13 protein-coding genes are annotated in these 21,527 nt (G+C 69.2%); 8 read left to right on the top strand and 5 right to left on the bottom strand.

What is annotated here, in order from left to right; genetic code table 11:
• Positions 1-17: 17 nt before the first annotated feature.
• Positions 18-4,409 carry an FxSxx-COOH system tetratricopeptide repeat protein gene (gene fxsT / locus ACZ5IK_RS39935; RefSeq protein ID WP_465492443.1) on the top strand — a complete coding sequence of 1,464 codons (4,392 nt, stop codon included), beginning with the start codon at positions 18-20 and terminating at the stop codon, positions 4,407-4,409.
• Between the two features lies 1 nt (position 4,410).
• On the opposite strand, the gene ACZ5IK_RS39930 is transcribed toward fxsT, so the two are convergent.
• The 3 genes from ACZ5IK_RS39930 to ACZ5IK_RS39920 form a co-directional block, all read right to left on the bottom strand.
• Complete coding sequence (locus ACZ5IK_RS39930) at positions 4,411-6,138, bottom strand: HEXXH motif domain-containing protein (protein ID WP_465492442.1); 1,728 nt, start codon at positions 6,136-6,138, stop codon at positions 4,411-4,413.
• An 89-nt stretch (positions 6,139-6,227) separates the two neighbouring features.
• Positions 6,228-6,425: a hypothetical protein gene (locus ACZ5IK_RS39925; RefSeq protein WP_410664908.1), complete on the bottom strand. Its 198-nt coding sequence runs from the start codon at positions 6,423-6,425 to the stop codon at positions 6,228-6,230.
• 77 nt (positions 6,426-6,502) lie between these two features.
• On the bottom strand, positions 6,503-7,207 hold the full coding sequence (locus ACZ5IK_RS39920) for a Crp/Fnr family transcriptional regulator (RefSeq protein WP_465492441.1): 705 nt from the start codon (positions 7,205-7,207) through the stop codon (positions 6,503-6,505).
• 186 nt (positions 7,208-7,393) lie between these two features.
• Between ACZ5IK_RS39920 and ACZ5IK_RS39915 the strand changes: the two genes are divergently transcribed.
• From ACZ5IK_RS39915 to ACZ5IK_RS39895, 5 genes are all read left to right on the top strand, one after another.
• Positions 7,394-7,804 carry a hypothetical protein gene (locus ACZ5IK_RS39915; protein WP_465492440.1) on the top strand — a complete coding sequence of 137 codons (411 nt, stop codon included), beginning with the start codon at positions 7,394-7,396 and terminating at the stop codon, positions 7,802-7,804.
• 275 nt (positions 7,805-8,079) lie between these two features.
• Complete coding sequence (locus ACZ5IK_RS39910; RefSeq protein WP_465492439.1) at positions 8,080-10,611, top strand: phosphocholine-specific phospholipase C; 2,532 nt, start codon at positions 8,080-8,082, stop codon at positions 10,609-10,611.
• 157 nt (positions 10,612-10,768) lie between these two features.
• A complete protein-coding gene (locus ACZ5IK_RS39905; protein ID WP_465492438.1) occupies positions 10,769-11,437 on the top strand; it encodes a DUF4232 domain-containing protein in 669 nt (222 codons plus the stop codon).
• A gap of 77 nt (positions 11,438-11,514) precedes the next feature.
• Positions 11,515-12,222 (top strand): hypothetical protein, encoded by a 708-nt coding sequence (locus ACZ5IK_RS39900; RefSeq protein ID WP_465492437.1) that lies wholly within the window; start codon positions 11,515-11,517, stop codon positions 12,220-12,222.
• Complete coding sequence (locus tag ACZ5IK_RS39895; protein ID WP_465492436.1) at positions 12,222-12,587, top strand: GntR family transcriptional regulator; 366 nt, start codon at positions 12,222-12,224, stop codon at positions 12,585-12,587. Before ACZ5IK_RS39900 ends, ACZ5IK_RS39895 begins: the two co-directional genes overlap by 1 nt.
• Here ACZ5IK_RS39895 and ACZ5IK_RS39890 read toward each other — a convergent pair.
• On the bottom strand, positions 12,576-13,082 hold the full coding sequence (locus tag ACZ5IK_RS39890) for a MarR family winged helix-turn-helix transcriptional regulator (protein ID WP_465492435.1): 507 nt from the start codon (positions 13,080-13,082) through the stop codon (positions 12,576-12,578). The two genes, ACZ5IK_RS39895 and ACZ5IK_RS39890, sit on opposite strands and share 12 nt — an antisense overlap.
• Positions 13,083-13,176: 94 nt before the next feature.
• Here ACZ5IK_RS39890 and ACZ5IK_RS39885 point away from each other — a divergent pair, with 94 nt between their 5' ends.
• Entirely contained in the window at positions 13,177-14,100 is a 924-nt protein-coding gene (locus ACZ5IK_RS39885; protein ID WP_465492434.1) for an EamA family transporter, read from the top strand.
• Here the strand turns inward: ACZ5IK_RS39885 and ACZ5IK_RS39880 are convergent.
• The gene (locus tag ACZ5IK_RS39880; protein ID WP_465492433.1) at positions 14,051-20,395 is read right to left on the bottom strand and encodes a beta-ketoacyl synthase N-terminal-like domain-containing protein; all 6,345 of its coding nucleotides are present in this window, start codon (positions 20,393-20,395) and stop codon (positions 14,051-14,053) included. The genes ACZ5IK_RS39885 and ACZ5IK_RS39880 overlap by 50 nt on opposite strands.
• A gap of 148 nt (positions 20,396-20,543) precedes the next feature.
• Here ACZ5IK_RS39880 and ACZ5IK_RS39875 point away from each other — a divergent pair, with 148 nt between their 5' ends.
• The gene (locus tag ACZ5IK_RS39875; RefSeq protein WP_465492432.1) at positions 20,544-21,308 is read left to right on the top strand and encodes a PE-PGRS family protein; all 765 of its coding nucleotides are present in this window, start codon (positions 20,544-20,546) and stop codon (positions 21,306-21,308) included.
• Positions 21,309-21,527: the final 219 nt, after the last annotated feature.

Here is a 21,527-nt window from a genome sequence, read left to right as displayed (position 1 = left end):
TGGGGAGGCCGGGCGGTGTGTCCGACTCGCGCTCCGTCCCGGTGACGGAGCAGCGGAGGCCAGGCACTCCCCAGGGAGTCAAACGGTTCGAGTTCAAGGATCTGGACTGGACCGATGTCGCGGACATCGTGTGGCTGGCCGCGGCCATCACACCGAGGTGCACCGGCGACGAGGCCGCTCCCGACGAGGAGCCGAAGCCGGCGTCCGATCAGGTGCGGATCCGCAACGCACCCTCGGAACGCGGGGAAATCCCTCCGCCTCCAGAGCCCAGGCTGTCTCAGATTCCCGGTGCCACCCCGTCGAGTGACGGTGACGGCCGGGTCGTCGAGATCGACGCCGTCTCCGGTGAACTGCCCGAACCCGCGGTGGAGGGCTCGGGACCGGGCGGAGCTGTACTCCTGGAATCACTGGAGTACTTCCGCGTACTGAGAAAGCTGAAACGGGAGACACCCTCGCTGCGACTCGACAATGTGGTCCTGGACGAAGTGGCGACCGCCGTCCGGGCCGCGGAGACCGGACGGTGGTGGCCTGTCACCCGGTCGAGAAATGAGCGCTGGCTGGATCTGACGCTCGTCCTCGACAACGGTCCGTCGATGGCCTTGTGGCGGCCACGGGTGTCCGCGTTTGTCGAATTGCTCCGTCAAGTGGGTGCTTTCCGTACCATTCAGGTCCGGCTGTTGGAAACCGCGAAGGACGACGATCAGGAGGATCTCGTTCTTCGAGGTGGCACGGCGGGAGCGCCGGCGCGGGATCCGAACGAAATTCTGGATTCGTCGGGACGGCGCGCGGTACTGCTGGTGACCGACGGGGTCGGGGACGCGTGGCAGAAGAAGGACGCGCTCTATCCGATACTGGCGCGCTGGGGCCGGACGATGCCGGTGAGCATCGTGCATCTGCTTCCTCAATGGCTGTGGGGACGCTGCGGCATGAGCCCGCAGAAGGCCCGGCTGAGGGTCCCGAACGCGTTGGCCCCCAACGGTCGCTGGACTTGCGACCTCGCGGACGCGTGGCTCGAGCCCGAGTCGAAAATCCCTCGGGACACCGTGCCGGTGCCGGTACTCGAACTGCGGCCGAGGGCACTCGGATGGTGGGCCGGACTGATGACCGGCGAAAACGCCGCCGGTGTCGAAGGAACGGTAGTACTCACTACTGAACGGATTTCTCGCTCCGATTCCGGTGACCGGCCGGTAACTTTGTCACCCGCCGAAAGAGTGCATAGATTTCGCAGCGTTGCGTCGCCGCCAGCGCTACGCTTGGCTCAGTTGCTCGCGGCGGTACCGGTCCGTCTCGACGTGGCGAAGCTGGTGGGACAACGGTTCGTGCCGGAAGCAGGACTGGAGCACCTCCTGGAGCTTTTGCTTTCAGGCATCCTGTACGCTCCCGGCCTTAGGGAAGGGAAGACCACTTGGGACACGGGTGGTCTTTTCGCATTTCCCGAGGCAGTCCGGGAAATGTTGCTCAGTGGCGCGCGGAGGTCGGAAACGGCCAATGTCGTTCGAGTGGCGGCCACTCACCTAGGTCGAAGGATTCCGCTGCTCGGTCACCTCCGAGACGCACTTGCCGATCCCCACAACACGCCGGATCCAGTGCTCACTCATGAGTCCTCGTCTGACGTCGAACTGGAAAGTGTGCTGATGCGCGCGCTGTCCGGGCCGTATCTGTCTCGTGCCGACCGGTTGCGGAACGTCGTTCAAGGGCTTCAAGGGCAGAGCTCTGTCCTGCCCACCCTTGAACCGAGACTGACATCCAAGACTGTGAGCCCCCAGATGCCTGAGACGGCCGAACGCCCGCCTGCCTCGACTGCCGCGACCCAGGGACGTTCGTCTTATCTCAGTGAGCCCGAATCGAATGAGCCGACGACCAGGATCATGCATCCTGCCGCGTCGGACAGCTCTCGAAGTTTCCCGGAGCGCCAGCCCGACGATCCGCCCTTGGTGTTCGGGAACGTCCCGCCACGCAACCCGAACTTCACCGGTCGCGACGAATTGCTCGGCCAGCTGACCAAGCGGTTGAGCAGTGGCACCACCGCCGTACTTCCCTCGGCACTGCACGGCCTCGGTGGTATCGGCAAGACGCAGATGGCCACCGAGTACATCTATCGGCATCTGCAGGATTACGACCTCGTCTGGTGGATCGACGCCGCGCACACCACTCAGATCCGAGCGGGTCTCACCGAACTCGCGGGTCTCCTCGGGCTCGCCGGCGCGTCCGAGGCCAATGTCGCGGTTCCCGCGGTGATCGAGGCGCTCCGGACCGGACGGCCGTTCCGCCGCTGGCTACTGATCTTCGACGCTGCGGAGACCCCGGAGTCCGTGCTGCCGTTCTTCCCGCGCAACGGTCCCGGCGAAATCCTGATCACCTCGCGGAACTCCGACTGGGCCGGTATCGCGCGCCCGCTGGAACTCGCGGTTTTCAAGCGCGAGGAAAGCGTCGAGCTGCTCGGCCGTCGCGGTCCGGAAATCGAGCCGGACGACGCCAATGAGCTCGCCGAGAAGCTCGGCGATCTGCCGCTGGCCGTCGAGCAGGCGGCCGCCTGGCGTGCGGTGACCGGGATGCCGGTTCAGGAGTATCTGCGCCTGTTCGACGAGTCGGTCGAGGAAATCCTCGACACCGCCACGGCGCCCGATTACGAGGTTTCCGTCGCGGCGGCGTGGAACGTGTCGTTCGAGGAGCTGAAGACCCGCAACCCGGCGGCGCACCAGATCCTGCACATTTGTGCCTTCTTTTCGCCTGAACCGATTTCGCGTGATCTGCTCACCGGAGTCAGCCGGGTTTCGATTTCCCCCGAGCTCGACGCGGCGCTGCGTGATCCGATCAAGCTGGCCCGCGCCATCCGCGACATCAACCGGTACGGCCTCGCGAAGATCGACCACGGCAACAACACCCTCCAGCTGCACCGTCTGGTCCAGTTGGTCCTGCGAAACCGGGTGATGGCCCGCCAGGTGCACGCGAGAATGCAGCACGGGGCCCATCAGTTGCTCGCCGCGCTGGACCCGAACGACCCTGAGTCGAGCAGGCATTGGTCGCGTTATCGTGAATTGCTGCCGCACGTCTACGCGGCGAACGTGCTGGACTGCGACGACAGTTGGCCGCGTCAGCTCCATATCAACCTGATGCGCTACCTGTTCGAATACGGTGACCACGAAGAAGCCACCCGGCTCGGCCTCGAAGCACGGAAGCGGTTCACCGACACCCTCGGTCCCACCCATCCGCAGACCCTCGAAGTTTCGTCGAGGCTGGGTCTTTATCTGTGGTCGGTCGGCCGGTACGCCGAAGCCTCGGAACTCAACCAACGCACTCTCGCCCTGCGCCTCCAGGTGTCCGGTGAAGAGAACGAGGAGACCTTCGCCCTCCAGCGGAACATCACGATCGACCTCCGGGCCCAGGGCGACTTCGCGGCGGCGACCAAACTCAGCGAAGAGATCTACCACAAGGCCAAGCGCATGTTCGGGGAAGACGACCCGGAGACGCTCAACGCCGCGTACCAGCACGCGATCAGCCTTCGGCTCAGCGGCGCCTACCGTGCGGCGGAGGAACTGGACCGGGAGACCCTGCACCGTCGGATCGAGGTCCTCGGTCGCGACCACGTCCGTACTTTCGGCGTCAACAGTTCACTGATCGTGGACCTGCGCGAGGCGGGGGAGTACGGCCAGGCCCGGGTCCAGCAGGAAAGGCTCACGGACAACTTCCGAGCCCGCTTCGGTGACGAACAGTCGGACGCGGCCAACAACTCGTTCCTGCTTTCGGTGGCCAGGCGGAAGGACGGCGACCATCCGGGCGCGCTCGACCTTTCCACGCAAACTCTCAGGAAGTACCGGCTGGCCTACGGTGACGACCACTCCATCACGATGGCCTGTTCTCTCGCCCATTCGATCGACCTTCGTCATTCGGGTGACCTGGCTGCGGCGAGGAAGCTCGGCGAGGAAACCTTCGAGCGCTACCGCAGTGGTCTCGGCGAACAGCATCCGCATACCCTCGCGGCCAACGCGGACCTCGCGGTGACGTTGCGGCTTCAAGGTGACCCCGCGGCGGCTCGAGTCCTCGACGAGCGCGCTCTCGAGCATTTCCGTGCCACCATCGGCCCGGATCACCCCTACGCCGTCATCGTCACTATCAACCTGGCGAGTGACCTGTCGGCGTTGGGCGAGCTCGACAGGGCGGTCGAACTGGGGCGGGACGCGGTCGAGCGTGGCAAGCAGATGCTCGGGGAGGATCATCCCACCGTTCTCGTGGCGTCCTTCAACCTCGGGCTGGATCTGACCGCCCTCGGCCGGGCCGAGGAAGCCGCGCCGTTCCGCGACCCGATTCTGGTGAAGTACCGCCAGATCCTCGGCGAAGCCCACCCAGGAACGCAGGCCGCGGTCCGCGGCGTCCGCGGTGACTGCGACATCGACCCGATGCTGATGTAGCTCAGTCCGGTACGAGTTGGCCGATCCACGAGGCGAGCTGTTCCACGGTCGGTGGCCGCGGAACGGCTCGCAAGGGTCGATGCACCGCCCGGACGAGTTCGGGACAATGCAGCAACGCACGGGCGGCGGGATGGGGGCCTCTCGCCGAGAGCGCGAGGCCCAGCCCGACCAGCGAGGCGGGCCGGTCCGGATCCCTGGCGAGTTCCTCTCGGTAGCCGTTGATGGCTTCGAGGGAATCGCCTGCGGCATAAGCGAAATCCGCGGTGGTGGCGTCAGGCACAGCTGGCGGTCGCCCGTCCGGCGAGAGCGGTGTGCCGCCGACGGTGAGCCGGATCAGGTCCGTCCGGGCGTGGGACCAGCCGCCGTCCGGAACCGGCGTCGGGGGAAGGTCGGTCGTGTCGAGGGTGGCCGGCGGCCGAGGCCGTCCGCTCAGCCAGGCGGCCGCCAGTCCGCTGACCATCGACGGATCCGGACGAAGGTGACGGGCGCGCCAGCCCGCGAGGTGATCCCGGCAGGCGGCCGTGGCCAGGTTGTTCGCCTCGGCCGGGACGGGTTCGTCCCGCCAAGGGCCGAGACGTTCCGCGATATCGTCGAGGAAGCGCCGACCCGCGGCGGTCAAGGTCGAGTCCACCCGTAGGACTTGCAGGGTTCGCCACGTCTGACGGCGCCAGAACGCGAATTCGAAGCCGGAGCGCCGGGGGCTCTCCCCGGACTGGTGCAGTGCGCGCCAAAAGGCCGTTACCCCGAAGAAAGCGTAGACCCCTTGCAGGGCCCCGCTCAGTGGTCGCGGGTCATCCCGCCAGGCCACGTAGATCCGCTCCCTTGGATCCGACTCGTACAATTCGACGAGGTGTAACAGACCGCCGAGCACGATGTGCTGGAACTCGTGGATCAAGCTCTCGGCGAGAGACGCTCCGTCGGAAGGCAGGCCCACCACCGCACTGCCGAACGCCTCCCCGGTCGACGCGCTCGGATTCCGGAAGAGCACCTGGGGTTTCGGTACGAGCGAGGCCAAGCCCACCGGCATGATGCGGGCCAGACCGGGCAGATGGGCGGCGATCAGACGGCAGGCCTCATCGATCAGCCGCTGCCAGTCCGCCAGATCCTTGCCCGGCAGCCGTTCCGGTGGGACCGGCTCGTAAAGTCCGCGATAGGGATCGAGGTCGTCCAACCGCAGGGAGAAGCGGTGCGCACCGACCTGGCTCCGTACCCGCCGGATCCCCCACCAGCCTGGGGCGTCGGAGTCGTACGCGCTCGGCAAGCGGACCGTGGTTCCGGCGCTCGAAACGAAGTACCGGCCGTTCACTCCTCGCACGATGGCCGAAGAAAACGTTTCTGTACCAGGGAATCTGGCCATCCCGAGCGAAGGAAGAATGGCGTTTCCGTTCCAGACCGGGATGGTGGTCTCGAAGTCCAGCTCCGCCCGGATCGCCGCGGCCGACGCGATCGCGTGCGCGTGCCCCAAATGCATCCACAAAGGACCCACGCCGTCGATTCCATTGCGCAGCAGCCGAGTCGTGTAGCCCGCCCAGCTCCCGGTGTACGGATTGGTGAGCATCCGGGAAACCGCTCGGGGTGCTCGTGCTTCGGCACGTGCAAGGAGTTCCCACGCGAAATCCAGCGACGGCAACGGGCCCGAGTGGCCCGGGATTTTCGTCGCCTCGGTCAGCAGCGCGTGGATCAGTAGTTTGCGGCGGCTCCGCTCGGCTCGTCGCAGACGGCGGGCCATGTCCTCGTCACCGTCAAGGCGTGCCAGTGCGTCGAAGTCTCGCCACGACAAGCGGTGGAACTCGGGGCGTGGCCCGGACGGCGGCGGCATCAGTCGATGCGCTCACCGGCTCCGTTGGATCCGCTTCTGTAGCGTGCGCGGACATGCGTGGTGCGTTCGACGACATGACGCTCCGAATGGCGGAAGGCGTCACTGTCCAATTCTCGTAACGCGGTGAATGAGACCGCGTCGAGATCGATCAACGCCGATTCGATGTCCGGTTCCGTGCTTGCCGAGAAAGAACTCATCGTGCCGATTCCCTCCACCCCGTGAAACGGTTGCGAGAGTTGAACCTTGACAAGGATAGCCGAGATTTCGGGTTCGATCAGGCCTCTTCCGCCGGTGGTGGCCGTCCGGCGGCCAATTCCCGGAGTGCGCGAGGCCGGGTGATGGTGACGCGCTGGCGCGCGGTGTGCACCACGCCCAGCTTCCGGAGTTCTTCGAGGCCGCGGATCAGGGTGCTGCGGGAGACGCGGGCGAACCCCGCCAATTCCCCTTGGTTGAAGCGAAGAACGACCTGTTTCCCGTCCGACCAGTCGAGGGCGTGCTGCAGGGCCAGTTCCAGGAGGACCGCGGCGAGGCGCTGGGGGAAATCCGGTCCGCCGGACTCGAGACGCAGCCGATCGGATTGTTGCAGCCGGATCGCCGCGGTACGGAAGATCTCCTCGGCGATACGAGGCCGGTCGCGCAGCACGCCGAGGAATTTCTCCCGCGACACGACCAGGGTGTGCACCTCGTCGATCGCCGACATGGTGGCGGAACGGGGGAGTCCGCTGATCGGCGCCACTTCGCCCACGATTTCCGCGGGTCCGCGGGCGGCGAGCGGGGCGTCTTCGCCGCGATAGTTGGTGGCGCTGATCTTCACCCAGCCGCGCAGGACGACGAACATGCTCGTGGGCGGACTGCCCTGGAGGGCGAGGATCTGGCCGGGCTGCCATACCTTCACATGCCCCGCGCCGCGGAGGGCGGACTGCTCGGCAGGCGTCAGCCGTTTCCAGATCCCGTACTCGGCCGCAGCGGAACCTGTCATCCCGGCGCTGCCGGATTCACGGAAACCGGATCGGCGCTGTGTTCCATTTGACGCATCGCACACTCCCCCGACTCGCCAACATGGTCTGTGGGCAGAACGACCCGGAAGTTTCGAACCGCAACCGGTAATTGTGCCAGGCAAGAGGTGACTTCACCAGGCCTCGGGCCGGCGACGGGGGAGGATGTCATGCGCAGTGCCGAAAGTGTCATGGGACGGCCGAAGGATCACCGCCACGAGCCTGCCGAGGAGAACCCGCGGACGCCCAAGGCGTTCGGGCGAAGACCGGCCTTCTTCGCTCCGCACCCGCCGCTGATCTCCGGCGGGTGGTACCAGGGGGCCGACCACGAGGTCCTCGGCCCGGGGCGGTACCCGGTCCCCCGTCCGCCCGTCAAGTCCGTGAAGGCGGCGTTGTTGTGGGCTCTTTTCTTGGGCCCGTTGGGGTTTTGTTACGTGTCGCCCGTCGGCGGGCTGATCGCGACGGCGGTGTCGGTCATGGCGATCACCTTCGGGGGAGCCCCGTTGGCAGTCGTGATCTGGCCGGTCGTCATGGTGCTTTCGCTGGCCGCCCTGTCTCGGCGCTCCGACATCGGGGAATAGGCGACACGAAAGGTGTCCGGCCGCTTTCGGCCGGATGAACCGGGTGGGGGCCGTTCAAGGGGGGCGGCCCCCATCACGGCCTTCCGGCGAGGTCGCTGGGCGAAGCGGCGGCACGCCATCCTCCGAAAGTCGCGTCTTGTTGCTCCGATCATGCAGCGCGGAGACGGAACTCTTGAACCCGAGCCGGTCGATATGTTTCTATCTGCTCGATAGTCGCACCTAAGGTGCAGTTTCGAGCATATTCGAGCGGGTTCAACGCAGTTCTGGAGGGCTCCGTGCGCCGTCGTACCCTGCTGAAGGCCGCTGGCGCGGCTTCCGCCTTCACCTTGCTCCCGGAGAGCGTCCGGCAGGCACTCGCCGCCGACGCCCCGACGGGCGGACTCGACGTCATCGAGCACGTCGTGGTCTTCATGCAGGAGAACCGGTCGTTCGACCACTATCTGGGGACCCTGCGCGGCGTCCGGGTTTTCAATGATCCGGCCGCGATCAAACTGCCCTCGGGGACATCGGTCTTCCAGCAGCCGGACGGCGCGGGCACACTGCTTCCCTACGCGATCGACGATCAGTTCATGGCCGACGTCGACCACAGCTGGTCCGGTGGGCACCGGGCGTGGAACAAGGGCCGCCACGACGCGTGGCGCGCGGCCAAGGGCGTCCGCTCGCTGACCTATCACACCCGGTCGGCGCTGCGGTTCTATCACGAGCTCGCCGACGCTTTCACCGTCTGCGACGCCTACCACTGTTCGGAACTGGGTCCCACCAACCCGAACCGGTTGTACCTGTTCACCGGCAAACTCGGGTTCGAACCGGACGGCACCACCCGCGCCATCGGCAACGACGCCTGGCAGAACCCCGGGCACACCGGCTACACCTGGAAGACCTACGCCGAGCGCCTCCAGGCCGCGAGCCGCAGCTGGCGGGTCTATCAGGAATGGGACAACTACGGCGACAATTCGCTGGACTACTTCAGCAGTTTCCTCGCCGTCGGCGCCAAGGCACTGTCGAAGGTGAAGGACTCCTCCGGCAAGGCCTTCCCGAAGCTGGAGTACTTGTACTACGCCCTCGATTCGGCCTCGGCCACCGAACGGACCAGGTTGCTCGACGGGCTGGCGGCGGGCGTGGCGACCCTGACCGCAGGCGAGCGTGCCCTCTACGACCGCGGGCTGGCCCGTGTCGCGCCGAAGCAACTGTTGAGCGCCTTCAAAGCCGATGTCGACGCGGGCAAGCTCCCGTCGGTGTCCTGGATCGTCGCGCCGGAATCGCAGACCGAGCATCCCGCCTGGGGCCCCAACACCGGCGCCGACCTGGTCAAGTCGATCCTCGACACGATCGCGTCCAAACCCGGGGTATGGAACAAGACGCTGTTCTTGCTGACCTACGACGAGGACGGCGGCTTCTTCGACCACATGCCGCCGCCGGCGCCGCCCGCCTCCGACGACGAAGGCAAGAGTTCCGTGGCCACGACCGACGAGTTCGTCTCCGGCGAGCCGATCGGACTGGGCGTGCGGGTGCCGATGTTCGTCATCTCGCCGTGGAGCCGGGGCGGGAAGGTCTGCTCGGAGGTCTTCGACCACACGTCCGTGCTGCGGTTCCTGGAACGGTGGAGCGGCGTCGGCGAACCGAACATCTCGCCGTGGCGGCGCACCGTCTGCGGTGACCTGACCTCGGCGCTGGACACCACCGCGCCGAGCGCCGCCTATCCGGCGCTGACCAAACCGGTGCCGACGAGCGGACCGTGGAACACCCAGCCACAGCCGCCTTCCGTGCAGAAGCCCCCGATACCGGAGAGCGGGGTCAAGACGGCGCGGCCGCTGCCCTATCAGGTGACGGCGTCGGGCCGGGTGACGGCGGAGCGGTTCTGGATCGACTTCGGCAACACCGGAGCCGCGGGCGCGCATTTCTACGTCTACGCCACCGCGCATCGGACCGACGGACCGTGGCGCTACACCGTCGGCGCCGAAGCGTCCCTCTCGGACTACTGGCAGGTGGGTTCGCCGGACGGCGCGTACGACCTCACCACGCACGGCCCCAACGGTTTCCTGCGGCGGTTCGCCGGTAACCGGATCACCGCGACCACCGGGGGCAAACCGAACCCGGAAGTCGTGCTGCGACCGGGTTCCGGCGTCGTGTACCTGAAGATGACCAACGCCGGAGCCGCGTGTCAGCTGACCGTGCGCACCGGCAACCGGGGTGGCGGGCCGTGGAGGTACTCGGTCGCCCCCGGTGCGACGGTCGAAGACTGGTTCAGCACCGAAGGCGGCATGAGCGGCTGGTACGACCTGACCGTTCAGGGGCCCGACGGCTTCCTTCGCCGCTTCGCGGGCCATGTCCAGACCGGCGCCGAGACCATCAGCGACCCGGTCATGGGCTCAGGGCCGCTCGCGGCCACCGTCCGCTCGGCCGACAGTCAGGAGACTTCGGGCGAGTCCGGCGCCGCCACGAACGCCGTCGACGGAAACCCGGCCACCCATTGGCACACCAAGTGGTCCGGCGGGGAGGACCCGCTGCCCCACGAGCTGCAGCTCGACCTGGGCGCGGCCCGCACCGTCACCGGCCTGACCTATCTGCCGCGCCAGGACGGCTCCGCTCACGGCCGTGTCGGCGGCTACGAGATCCATCTGAGCATCGATGGTTCGGCCTGGGGAAGCCCGGTCTCCGCCGGGACCTTCCCCGACGACGCCGTCCTGAAGACTCTGCGGTTTTGGCCGACGCGGGCCCGCCATGTTCGCTTCCGTGCTCTCACCGAGGCGGGCGGACGCGGCCCGTGGACGTCGGCGGCGGAGGTGACCCCGCTCGGCTGGGCTTGATCGAACGGGCAGAATTCCTTGTCTCAAAGGGAAAGATGCGTGGCGGGCGGTGAGGTTGCTTTTCTGAGAGCAGCGTCATCGCGGCGCATCTTTCCGTCCCCTCTGGGCATCCTGCTTGGTGAATCGACCGCGAGCGGGAACATCAGGGGAGAAGATGATGAGCCACCGACCGAACCGACCGACCATCGTGCGTGCCGCCAAGGGGATCGCGGCCTGTGCCGGTGTGCTCGCCGTCGTCGCCTGCGGCAGCGTCGGTACTCCTTCGGCCGCACCACAGGCTTCCGCGCCGGGCACCACCGGAAGTGTCGAGACGTCCGCCGCGCCGACCGCCACTTCCAGTGCGCAGAAGGCGAAACCGCAGGCGACCACCGGGAAGCAGGTGGGGTCGGGCGACACTCCCCGTTGTGCCACAACGGAACTTTCGCTGGTTCTCGGTAGCCCCAAGCCGAGCCCGAACTCGCCGGGGCAGGTCGACGTGCCGGTGACCTACAAGAACACGTCGTCCCGGACATGCGGGCTGTACGGCGTTCCCGGCGTCGACCTGAACGGGCCCGACCACGCGAATGGCGCGGTTTACCACCTGCCCAGGGTGGACAACGGCGTGAAGTACAACGAAGTGCCCGCGGGGACGACGGCGACCGCGACGATCACCGTCCTCAAGCCCGCGGACGACGCGGCCACCTGGACGCCGACGCGGTTGACGACCATCCCGCCGGGGCAGACCCAGGCGCTCACCGCGAACTGGCCGTCCGATCTTCCCGTGCTGCGCCAGGACGGCGCCACGCATCCCGGGACCTATGTCAACGGAATCCTCGCCGACGCTTGAGGACTCGCTGCCACTCACGAGGCCCGACGCCTTCCCGTCTTGTATCGTATGCTTGATACAAGACGGGAGGTTCGATCGTGCCGTTCGACAACATCGTGGCCGTCGCCCTGATCATGGGGCTGTTCGGCCTGGCGATCCTGGTTCTCCTGTGGCCGGGCGAAAAACAGGGGACGAAGGTGCTGCGCCGGTGGGGTGTCGGTGATCCTTCGCCGTCGGACGTCGCCGAGGCCGTGCGTTATCTGCGGCGCCGCCGGTTCTGGTATCCCTGGCTGTTCCTCGGGTTGCCGGTGCTGGCCGACGCCGCCGGGGTGCGGGGCGACAGCACGGCGTTCTTCCTGGCCACCCTGCTCGTCGGCGCGCTGATCGCCGAAGTGCTCGCTCAGCGGCCGCAGAAGGGCGCTCGCCGTGAGGCCGGGTTGGACCGGCGCGCGGTGTCGGGGCTCATTCCGGTCTGGGGTCTGGTCACTTACGCTGCGATCGTCGCGGCGGCGGCGGCCTGGCTCGTGGTCCATCGCTGGTGGGCGCTGCTCGGGATCGCCGCGGCCGTCTCGGCGGTCACTTGGCTGATCATCCTGCTCGCCGTGCGCCGACCGTCCACAGGGGACAGTGCGGCCGACGGCGCGTTGCGGGTCCGCAGTGCGCGGGTGGCCGCGGGGCTGGGACTGGCCGCCACCGTGACACTGGCGATCCCCGAAGTGACGAACCTCGGCTCGTGGATCCTGGTCGTCGCCGGGTTCGCCGGCTGGTACAACCTCGCCCACCGGTCGCGTGCCGAGGCCGCCTGATGCCACTGAAGGTGGTCGTCGACACGGATCTCGGGATCGCGCCGTGGCGGCAGGTCCGGGACCAGATCGTCCGGTTGATCAGCGCCGGCGCGCTTGCGCCGGGCACCCGGTTGCCGCCCATCCGGCAACTCGCCAGGGATCTGGCGCTGTCTTCGGGCACCGTGGCGCGCGTCTACCGGGAACTGGAAGAGAACGGCTGGGTGCACACCGCGCGCGCCAAAGGCACGGTCGTCGCCGAAATCGCCGACCGTCCCGGCAAAGCGGTCCTGCTGCGGGCCGCGGCGGACGAGTACGCCCGGGCCGCCAGGGAACTCGGTGTCGACACCGACGCGGCGCTGGCCGCCGTGCTGGAGTCACTCCAGTGACGTGTCGCCGAAGTGTTCGAGCAGCTGTCGCAGGCCGCCGATCAGCTCGGCCCACCGCGCCGGGTCGAGGTCGGGCAGTAAGCCGGCCTCGTTTTCCAGGTGCAGCACGAAAACCTCGTCGACGACCTTCCGCCCCTTGTCGGTCAGCCGGATCTTGACCGACCGGCGGTCGTCACTGTCGCGCACTCGCTCGACCAGGCCCTTGGTCTCCATGCGGTCGATGCGATTCGTGATCGCCCCTGAGGTGACCATCGCGGCCTTGAGGAGCGCGCCCGGCGTCAAGCCGCCGGCCTCCCCGGAGCGGCGAAGTGTGGTGAGGACGTCGAACTCCCATGACTCCAGGCCGTGCTCGGCGTTGAACTCCTTGAGCTTCTTGTCGAGGATCCGGGAAAGCCGCTGGATACGCCCGATCACCTCGGCGGGCCAAAGCTTGTCCTCGAGGTCCGGCCGCTCGTGTCGCCAAAGCCCGATCACCGCGTCCACCGCGTCGGCCACGCTACGCCTCCACTCATCTCAATATTAAGAGACTTGACATTGACAGAACTCGCTGTTGTTATCTCAACGTTGAGATTATCAGTGAGGAGACATCATGGCGATCATCGCCGAGCGGCCCGTCGTCCCAGGTGAGCCGTCAGCCGCGAGACCGAACCTTCGCGACGCCGGGCTCGCCGCGCTGGCACCGGCCAGTTGGGGCACCGTCTACGTCGTCACCGCGACCTTGCTGCCCCCGGACCGGCCGCTGCTGGCCGCCGTGCTGAGGGCGCTCCCGGCGGGGCTGCTCCTGCTGGCCCTGACCAGGCGGCTCCCGCACGGGTCCTGGTGGTGGAAGACGGCGGTGCTCGGCATGCTCAACTTCGGCGCCTTCCTCCCGTTGATCTTCCTCGCCGCGTACCGCCTCCCCGGCGGCGTCGCCGCGACCCTCGGCGCCCTGCAACCCCTGATGGTGGCCCTGCTCGCGCTACCGGTACTTCGCGTCCGGACACCGGCGCCGGTCCTGCTCGCGGCGATCGCCGGGGGCGGCGGTGTCGCTCTGCTGACGCTCTCGTCGGAGGCCCGGCTCGACCCGCTCGGCCTGGCCGCCATGCTCGGCGCCGTCGGACTCGTCGCCGTGGCGCTGGTCCTCGCCAAGAAATGGGGCCGCCCCGAACATCCCCTGGCGATGACCGGCTGGCAGCTGACCCTGGGCGGTCTCGTTCTCGCCCCGGCGACGCTCCTGTTCGAAGGCCTCCCCGGCTCGCTGACGGCCTCGAACCTGATCGGCTACGCCTACATCGGCATCGTCACCACCGCGCTGGCGTATCCGCTGTGGTTCCGCGGCATCGACCGCCTGGCCCCGGCGTCGGTCTCCCTGCTCACGCTGACCAACCCGCTGGTCGCCACCGCCGCCGGATTCCTCGTGCTCGGCCAGACCCTCACCGGCTGGCAGCTCACCGGATTCGCCATCGCCCTCTCCGCCTTGATGCTCAGCCAGACACTGACCGCCGTTCGCGCAGGAGCCCGGCGAGTTCGATGACCGTCGGATGGTCGAAGAGCACGCGTGCGGGCAGTTCCAGCCCGGTCAGGTCGCGGAGCCGGGTGCGCAGGTCGATGACGGCCAGCGAGTCGAGCCCGAGGTCGGTGAACGGTTTGTCCTCGGGGATCGTGTCCGGATCCTGGTGGCCGAGGACCTCGGCGAGCTCGACGCGGAGCAGGTCTCGCAGTTCCTCCTCCGAGGGGCGCTCCGGCCAGCGCCTGTCCGGCGAGGGCGGCGCCGGTCTCGACGCGGGGTGTCCGAGTCCGTCGGCGATCGGGGGCAGGCCGGCGGCCGTGGGGTCGAGCCGGGCGGCGATCAGGACCGGTTCGGTATGCCCGATCGCGGCGTCGAACAGGGCCAGTCCCTGCTCCAGGGTCAGCCCGGCCACCCCGGAGGCCTGGATGCGGTGCCTCGCCACGTCGGGAATCAGCGAGCCGAGCCCGGCCTCCAGATCCCAGAGGCCCCAGACGATCGACGTGGCGGGCAGGCCCTCAGCGCGCCGGCGGACGGCCAGCGCGTCGAGAGAGCGGTTCGCGGCGGCGTAGTTCGCCTGCCCGGCATTGCCGAAAGTGCCTGCCAGGGACGAGAACAGCACGAAAGCCGAAAGCGGGAGATGCCGGGTCGCCTCGTGCAGGACCCGGGCGGCGTCGGCCTTCGGGCGGAAAACGGTGTCGAGGCCCGCGGTCGTCTGCGCGGTGAACGCGGCGTCGGCGACGACCGCCGCGGCGTGCACGACGGCGGTCAACGGCGGATCGCACGAGTCGACCAGATGCCGGACGACGGCCGGATCGGCGATGTCGCCGTCGACGATCCGCACGTCGGCGGGCAACTGGAGGAGATCTTCCGCGCCCGGTGCGGAGAGGCCGCGGCGGCTGACGAGCAGCAGATGCCGGACACCGTGCGCGGACACGAGATGGCGGGCCAGCGCCGCGCCGAGCGCACCGGTGCCGCCGGTGATCAGCACGGTGCCCGCCGGATCGATCGGCCGCGCGGACGCGGGCGCGGTCCGGGTGATCCGCAGCGCGTGCGGCACGCCGTCCCGGATCGCCAGCTGGGGTTCGGGGTTGCCACCGACGAGTTCGCGCACCTTCTCCACGGGGACTTCGGCGCCGGCTTCGACCACGGTGACCATGCCGCGGTACTCGGTCGAGGCGGCTGTCCCGAGCCCGAAGACCGCCGCTCCCGCCGGATCGGTCGCGGCGCGGGTGACGACGACCGTGCGTTCCCCGCGCGGGATCGTGTCCTGCAGGGTGGTGAGCACGGTCCGGACGTCGTCACCGTCGATGACCCGGACGTCGTCGGCGCGCGCGGCCGGGACGGGGACCCACTGCGGGCGGTAGAGCATCCTGCTCTCGGCGGGCAGTGGTCGGGTGAGCAGGGATTCCACCACCGCGACGGGCATTCCGTCGGGGTCGAAGAGTTCGACGCGGGCTTCGCCGGGACCTGTCCGTACACAGTGGACCCGAGCCCGGCGCGCGGCGGGGGCGAAGACGTGGACGCCGCTCCAGAGGAACGGCACGCGCACCTCGGCGTCCGCCGGTTCGGCCAGCGCCAAGGTGTGCACGGCCGCGTCGAGCAGCACGGGATGGATGCCGAACCGGCCGTCGACGCCCTCGGGGAGTGCGACGTCGGCAAACAGTTCGTCGCCGTCCTGCCACAGGCCCGTCACCGCGCGGAAGGCGGGACCGTACTCGCGGGCCGCGTAAGCCTGATCCAGGTCGACGGGTTCGGTGGCGGGAGGCGGCCACTCGCCCTTCCACGGCTGCGCGAAGACGTCGGACGGGCGCAGGCGGCCCGTGGCGTGACGCGTCCAGCCGGCGTCGTCCTTGGCGTAGATGTCGATCCGGGGTCCGTCCACGACCACTTGGAGCGCGACGTCGGCGGTTCTGCCGAGCCGCAGCGGCTCCTCGATCGTCAGCTCGGCCACACTCGCTTCGCCCGCGTGCAAGGCGATCTCGACGAAAGCGCTGGCGGGGAACAGGACCGTGCCGCCGACGACGTGGTCGGCGAGCCAGCTATGTGCGCGCACGCCCGCCGAGCCGCCGTGCACGATCCTCGGCGAGTCGGGCGCGACCAGCGCCGGGCCGAGCATCGCGTGCCCACTGCCTTCCGGGCTCCGCCGCGGTTGCGGGTCGAGCCAGAAACGCTCGCGCTGGAAGGGATAGGTCGGCAGGGCGAGCAGGCGGGAACCGCCATCGAACACCGCTCGCCACGAGACCGGCACTCCCGCGGTGTGCAGTTCGCCCGCAGCCTCCAGCACTCCCTGTTCGGTGTCCATAGTGGACACTGTCGGGAGTACCGCGCCCGCGACCCTGCTGAGCGTGGCCGACGGGCCGATCTCCAGGCAGATACCGGTTCCCGCCGCGGCCACGGTGTCCAGCGCGTCGGCGAACCGGACCGTGTCCCTGGCATGCCGCACCCAATGGTCCGGGCCGAGGCCGGTGATCGCGCGGCCGGTCAACCCGGAGACCAGGGTGGTCTCCGGACTCCGGTGGGTCAGCCCGGCGGCGACCTCGCGGAACTCGGCGAGCATCGGATCGATCAGCGGCGAATGGAACGCGTGGCTGACACGCAGCCGCGTGGAACCCGGCCACTGCGCCGCGATCGCTTCCGTCACGCTCTCGGTCCCGGACAGGACAAGGGATCGGGGGCCGTTGACCGCGGCGATCGCCACCTGGTCGGCGAATTCCCCCACCAGCGGCGCGACCTCGTCCTCGGCCGCCCGGACGGCGATCATGACGCCCCCGGGCGGCAAAGCGGCCATCAGACGTCCGCGCGCGGCCACCAGGATCCCCGCGTCTTCGAGCGACAGGACACCGGCGACGTGCGCGGCGGCGATCTCCCCGATCGAGTGCCCGGCGACGACGCCCGGCCGGACACCCCACGATTCCAGCAAACGGAACAGCGCGACCTCGAACGCGAACAGGGCGGCCTGCGCGTGGTCGGTCCGGTTCAGCGCATCGCCGCCGTCGAACGCGACGTCGCGGACCCGCCCACCCAGCGTCTGGCAGGCCGCGTCGAACGCCGCGCGGAACACGGGGAAACCGTCCGACAGCTCTTTCCCCATTCCCGGCCGCTGCGCACCCTGTCCGCTGAACAGGTACGCCGCGGTCGCCGGGGCGCGCACGGTCCGGCCGCGGCGGTCACCCGTGGCGAGCGCGCGCAGTGCGGCGAGATCGCCGGACGGGACCATCGCGCGGTGTTCCAGCGGGGTGCGGGTGGTGAGGGTGAACGCGACGTCGCCGGTGTCCCGGCCGCCGGCCGTCGCCAGCAGCCCCGAGGCGACCGCTCGCAATGCGCCCTCGTCGGCGGCGCTCAGCAGCCACGGCGCCGCGAGGGGCGCCGCGCGTCCGGTCTCGACCGGCGGTGGCGCTTCCGAGACGACGACGTGGGCGTTCGTGCCGCCGATCCCGAACGCGGAAAGCCCCGCATGCCGGGTTTTCGGTCCGGCCGGCCAGTCTTGCGCTTCCGCCAGCAGGGCCACGTCCCCCGCCGACCAGTCGACACGAGGACTCGGATCCCCTGCGTGCAGCGACGGCGGCAACTGCCCGTGCCGCAGCGCTTCCACCATCTTGATCACCCCGGCCACTCCCGCCGCCGCCTGGGTGTGCCCGATGTTGGCCTTCACGGACCCGAGCCACAACGGCCGATCGCGTCCGCCTCCGTACGCGGCGATCAGCGCCTCCGCCTCGATCGGATCGCCGATCGGGGTGGCCGTGCCGTGCCCTTCGACGGCGTCGACGTCCATCGCCGACAGGCCCGCGTCGGCCAGCGCGGACGCGATCACCGCCCGCTGCGCCCGCCCGCTCGGCGCCGTGAGCCCGTTCGACGCCCCGTCGGAATTGACGGCCGAGCCGCTCACCAGCGCCAGGACCGGATGCTCGTTCCGGCGGGCGTCCGACAACCGCTCCAGCAGCAGCACACCCGCCCCTTCGGCCCAGGCCGTGCCGTTCGCGCCCGCGGCGTAGGAGCGGCACCGGCCATCCGGGGAAAGACCGCGCTGGCGGCTGAATTCGAGGAACGTGCGTGGCGTCGACATCACCGTGGAGCCACCCGCGACAGCGAGCGAGCATTCTCCGGCCCGTAGCGCGCGCACGGCCCAGTGCAGCGCGACCAGCGAAGAGGAGCACGCGGTGTCGACCGTGATCGCGGGTCCGGTCAAGCCGAAGGTGTAGGAGATCCGGCCGGACGCGAGCGCGTGCGAAGACCCGATGCCCAGCCGTCCTTCCAGCTGATGCCCTTCGAAGCGGCTCGCGTAGTCCTCGTGCATCACCCCGACGAACACGCCGGTGTCGCTGCCCCGCACCGTGGCGGTGTCGAGACCGGCGCGTTCGAACAGTTCCCACGACGTCTCCAGCAGCAGCCGCTGCTGAGGGTCGGTCGCCAAGGCTTCGCGCGGGGACATGCCGAACAGGGCGGGGTCGAAGTCCGCTGCGTCGTAAAGGAATCCGCCGCGGCGGGTGGTGGACCCGCCGATCCGGCCGGGGTCCGGGTCGTACAGCTCCGCCAGGTCCCAGCCCCGGTCGGCCGGGAAGTCGCCGGTGGCGTCGACTCCGCCCGCCACCAGGTTCCACAGGTCTTCGGGCGAGGTCACGCCGCCGGGGAACCGGCACGCCGTCGCGACGATGGCGATCGGGTCGTCGGCGCGAGCGGGCGCGGTTTCCGTTCTGGCCGGGCGGATTTCCCCGGACAGCAGCCGTTCCAGTTCGGCGATCACCGCCGCCGGGGTCGGAAAGTCGTAGACGAGCGACTGGGGAAGGTCGCGGCCGGTCGCGTCGGCCAGCCGGTGCCGCAGGTGCACGCCGCCCACCGACGTCAGGCCCAGTTCGGCGAACGGCCGGTCACGCCATCGCTCGCCGAGGTCGTCCTCGCACAGTTCGGCGGTCACCTCACGCACCAGCGCTTCGACGTCGTCGGGCCGCGGGACCCGCAACGCGTTCCGCTTCGCCTTTCCCGACGGCGTCCGGGGAAGGCTCTCCATCCGGTGGAAGGTCACCGGGACCTTGAAGGGGGACAGCCGACGGTGGCACAGGCGCCGCACCTCGCCGAGGTCCAGCTCGGCGGAGCCGGAAACGAGGAACGCCACCGGTACCGCCCCGAGGACCTCGTCGGGTCTTCCCGTCACGAGGACGTCGTCCACGCCCGGGAATTCGGCGATGACCGCTTCGATCTCGGTCGGGTGCACGTTCTGGCCACCGCACACGATGACGTCGTCGGCCCGGCCGTCGATCGTGAGCCGCCCTCCGGTGAGCCTGCCCGCGTCGCCGGTCCGGTACCAGCCGTCGACTCCTTCGGCACTCGGCGCCACGCCGGGACCTCGCACCTCGACCTGCCCGTCGACGACGCGGATCTCCATACCGGGCAAGGGAGTCAGCTCGTCCTCGCCGGGGAGCTGGACGGCGATCTTGCCGCTGGTCTCGGTACTGCCATAGCCGTCGAGGACGGGGATGCCGAACAGTTCCCGGACAGCGGCGCGGACCGGCGGAGTGCAGGGCGCGCCTCCGGACAGGCAAAGTCGCGGCGCGGGCAGGGAATGCCGGATCTCCTGACGCAGGTTCAGGAAGGTCGCCGGGACACCGGCGAGGACGCTGCCGGGATGCGCCGCGAGCGCTCCCGGCAGATCGTGGCCGACGATCCTCGTGTGCGTGCCCAGCGCGATCGTCCCGGCGAAGGCCAGCGACAACGCATACGCGTGGTGCAGCGGAAGCGGCCACAGAACGGTGTCGTCGCCGGAGATCCCGTACATCGGGCCGTAGCAGGCCGCCGACGACCAGAGGACCGCACGTTGCGTCGTCAGCACGCCTTTGGGGTGGCCGGTCGTGCCCGAGGTGTACAGCAGCCAGGCGGGTTCGTCGAGGCCGAGATCGTCCCGCGGCTCACCCCGGGCGGGCGACGGCTCGTCCTCGGCGAACACCACCCGCAACCACGGCCGCTCGGACTGGAGCTCGCACACGATCGCGGCGTGCCGTTCCTCCGTGACCAGCAGCCCGGCGCCGGAGTCGTCCACCAGCCGCGTCAATTCGGCCGCCGTCGACCGGGTGCTCACCGGAACGCCGATTCCGCCCGCCCGCAGCACCGCCAGGCAGTATTCGGCGAATTCGACGCGCCCGCCGAGGTGCACGAGTACCCGGTCGCCGCGGGCGATTCCGATCCCTGTCGCCAACCGGCCGCTCGAGTCCAGCAATTCCCCGGAAGTGAGGGTCCGGTGCGCATCGGTGAACGCGGGCCGATCGCCCGGCGATTCCTTCAGCAACGTCACCAATGGCCGCAGCGGCCCGCCGCGAATCTCGGTCATTACACGAAGGTATAGCGACACTGCTCCACGCTGGTACAAACGGACGAGACCGCGAACGCAGCGAAGTCTTTTCCTGCCCGATCGTGCACTATCCGCCGACGAATCGCGCATTCCAGACTGGATGTCCAGCACCGATCCGGGAGGAATCATGACGGAGACCGCGGCTTCGGCCGAAGCCACGCAGACCTTCGAAGCCGTTGAGGGTGAACAGAAAATCCATGTTCCGGCGGACGCGAAGTGGGGCCGGTTCACGGTACGCGGAGGGCAGGGCGGGCACGGCAACGCGGATTCCGGCGGCCCGGGCCACGGTGCCGAGGTCGAAGCGACCGTGCCGGTCAAAGGCGGGGAGATGCTCAAAATCAAGGTCGGGAAACAGGCTGGCAGATCCGGCGGATCGGGATTCACCACCGGCGGCAGAGGCGGGTCAGGGGAAACCGATTCCGGCCGCAACGGCGGAGGCGGCGGTGGCTCGAGCGCGGTCTGCCGCGGCGACGTGCCCCTGATCGTGGCAGGCGGGGGAGGCGGTGCCGGAGGCGGATCGCTGGTGGCCCGCGGCGGCGACGGCGGTGCGGGTGACGAGAAACCGCACAACGGCGACAGCGGAGGACGCGGAACCGTCGGTGTCGGCGGCGACGGCGGCCGCGGCGGTGCCGCGGAGAAGTCGAAGGGAGACAACGGTCAGGGAGCGCCCGGAGCGTCGACCGCCGGCGGTGGCGGCGGTGGTGGCGCGGGATACGTGCTGAAGGGCGGAGGTGGCGGCGGGGGTGGTAAGTCGGGCACCAACGACGGGGCCGGAGGCGGCGGGGGAGCCGGTGCCTCCTACTACGTGGAGGGTTCTCGCGACCCGTCGATCCACAAAACCGGCGCGAAGGGGGACGGAAAAGTGAAACTGGAGGAGTGGATCAAGAAGTGACCACGGTCGTGAGTGGCGTTTCGGGTTCTCTTGAGGGGTAGGTCAAAGGTGGCGTGTTCGTGGGCGGGTCCGGCGATGGGATGAAGGTGTCCTTGCCGCGTCCGATGCTGAGCGGCCGTGGGGGGGGGGGGGGGGGGGGGGGGGGGGGGGGGGGGGGGGGGGGGGTGGTGGGGGGGGAGGGGGGGGGAGGGGGAGGGGGGGGGGGGGGGGGAGGAAGGG

The organism is Amycolatopsis sp. NPDC031561 (assembly GCF_055580625.1).
Note: the sequence above shows the minus strand (reverse complement) of the source record. Positions and strands in the feature narration are given on the sequence as shown.

Bases quoted from the DNA above. Each gene is read 5' to 3' on its own strand.
- ACZ5IK_RS39930 (WP_465492442.1), bottom strand. From the start codon at position 6,138: ATGGCCCGCCGTCTGCGACGAGCCGAGCGGAGCCGCCGCAAACTACTG.
- ACZ5IK_RS39925 (WP_410664908.1), bottom strand. From the start codon at position 6,425: ATGAGTTCTTTCTCGGCAAGCACGGAACCGGACATCGAATCGGCGTTG.
- ACZ5IK_RS39920 (WP_465492441.1), bottom strand. From the start codon at position 7,207: ATGACAGGTTCCGCTGCGGCCGAGTACGGGATCTGGAAACGGCTGACG.
- ACZ5IK_RS39915 (WP_465492440.1), top strand. From the start codon at position 7,394: ATGCGCAGTGCCGAAAGTGTCATGGGACGGCCGAAGGATCACCGCCAC.
- ACZ5IK_RS39905 (WP_465492438.1), top strand. From the start codon at position 10,769: ATGAGCCACCGACCGAACCGACCGACCATCGTGCGTGCCGCCAAGGGG.
- ACZ5IK_RS39895 (WP_465492436.1), top strand. From the start codon at position 12,222: ATGCCACTGAAGGTGGTCGTCGACACGGATCTCGGGATCGCGCCGTGG.
- ACZ5IK_RS39885 (WP_465492434.1), top strand. From the start codon at position 13,177: ATGGCGATCATCGCCGAGCGGCCCGTCGTCCCAGGTGAGCCGTCAGCC.
- ACZ5IK_RS39880 (WP_465492433.1), bottom strand. From the start codon at position 20,395: ATGACCGAGATTCGCGGCGGGCCGCTGCGGCCATTGGTGACGTTGCTG.
- ACZ5IK_RS39875 (WP_465492432.1), top strand. From the start codon at position 20,544: ATGACGGAGACCGCGGCTTCGGCCGAAGCCACGCAGACCTTCGAAGCC.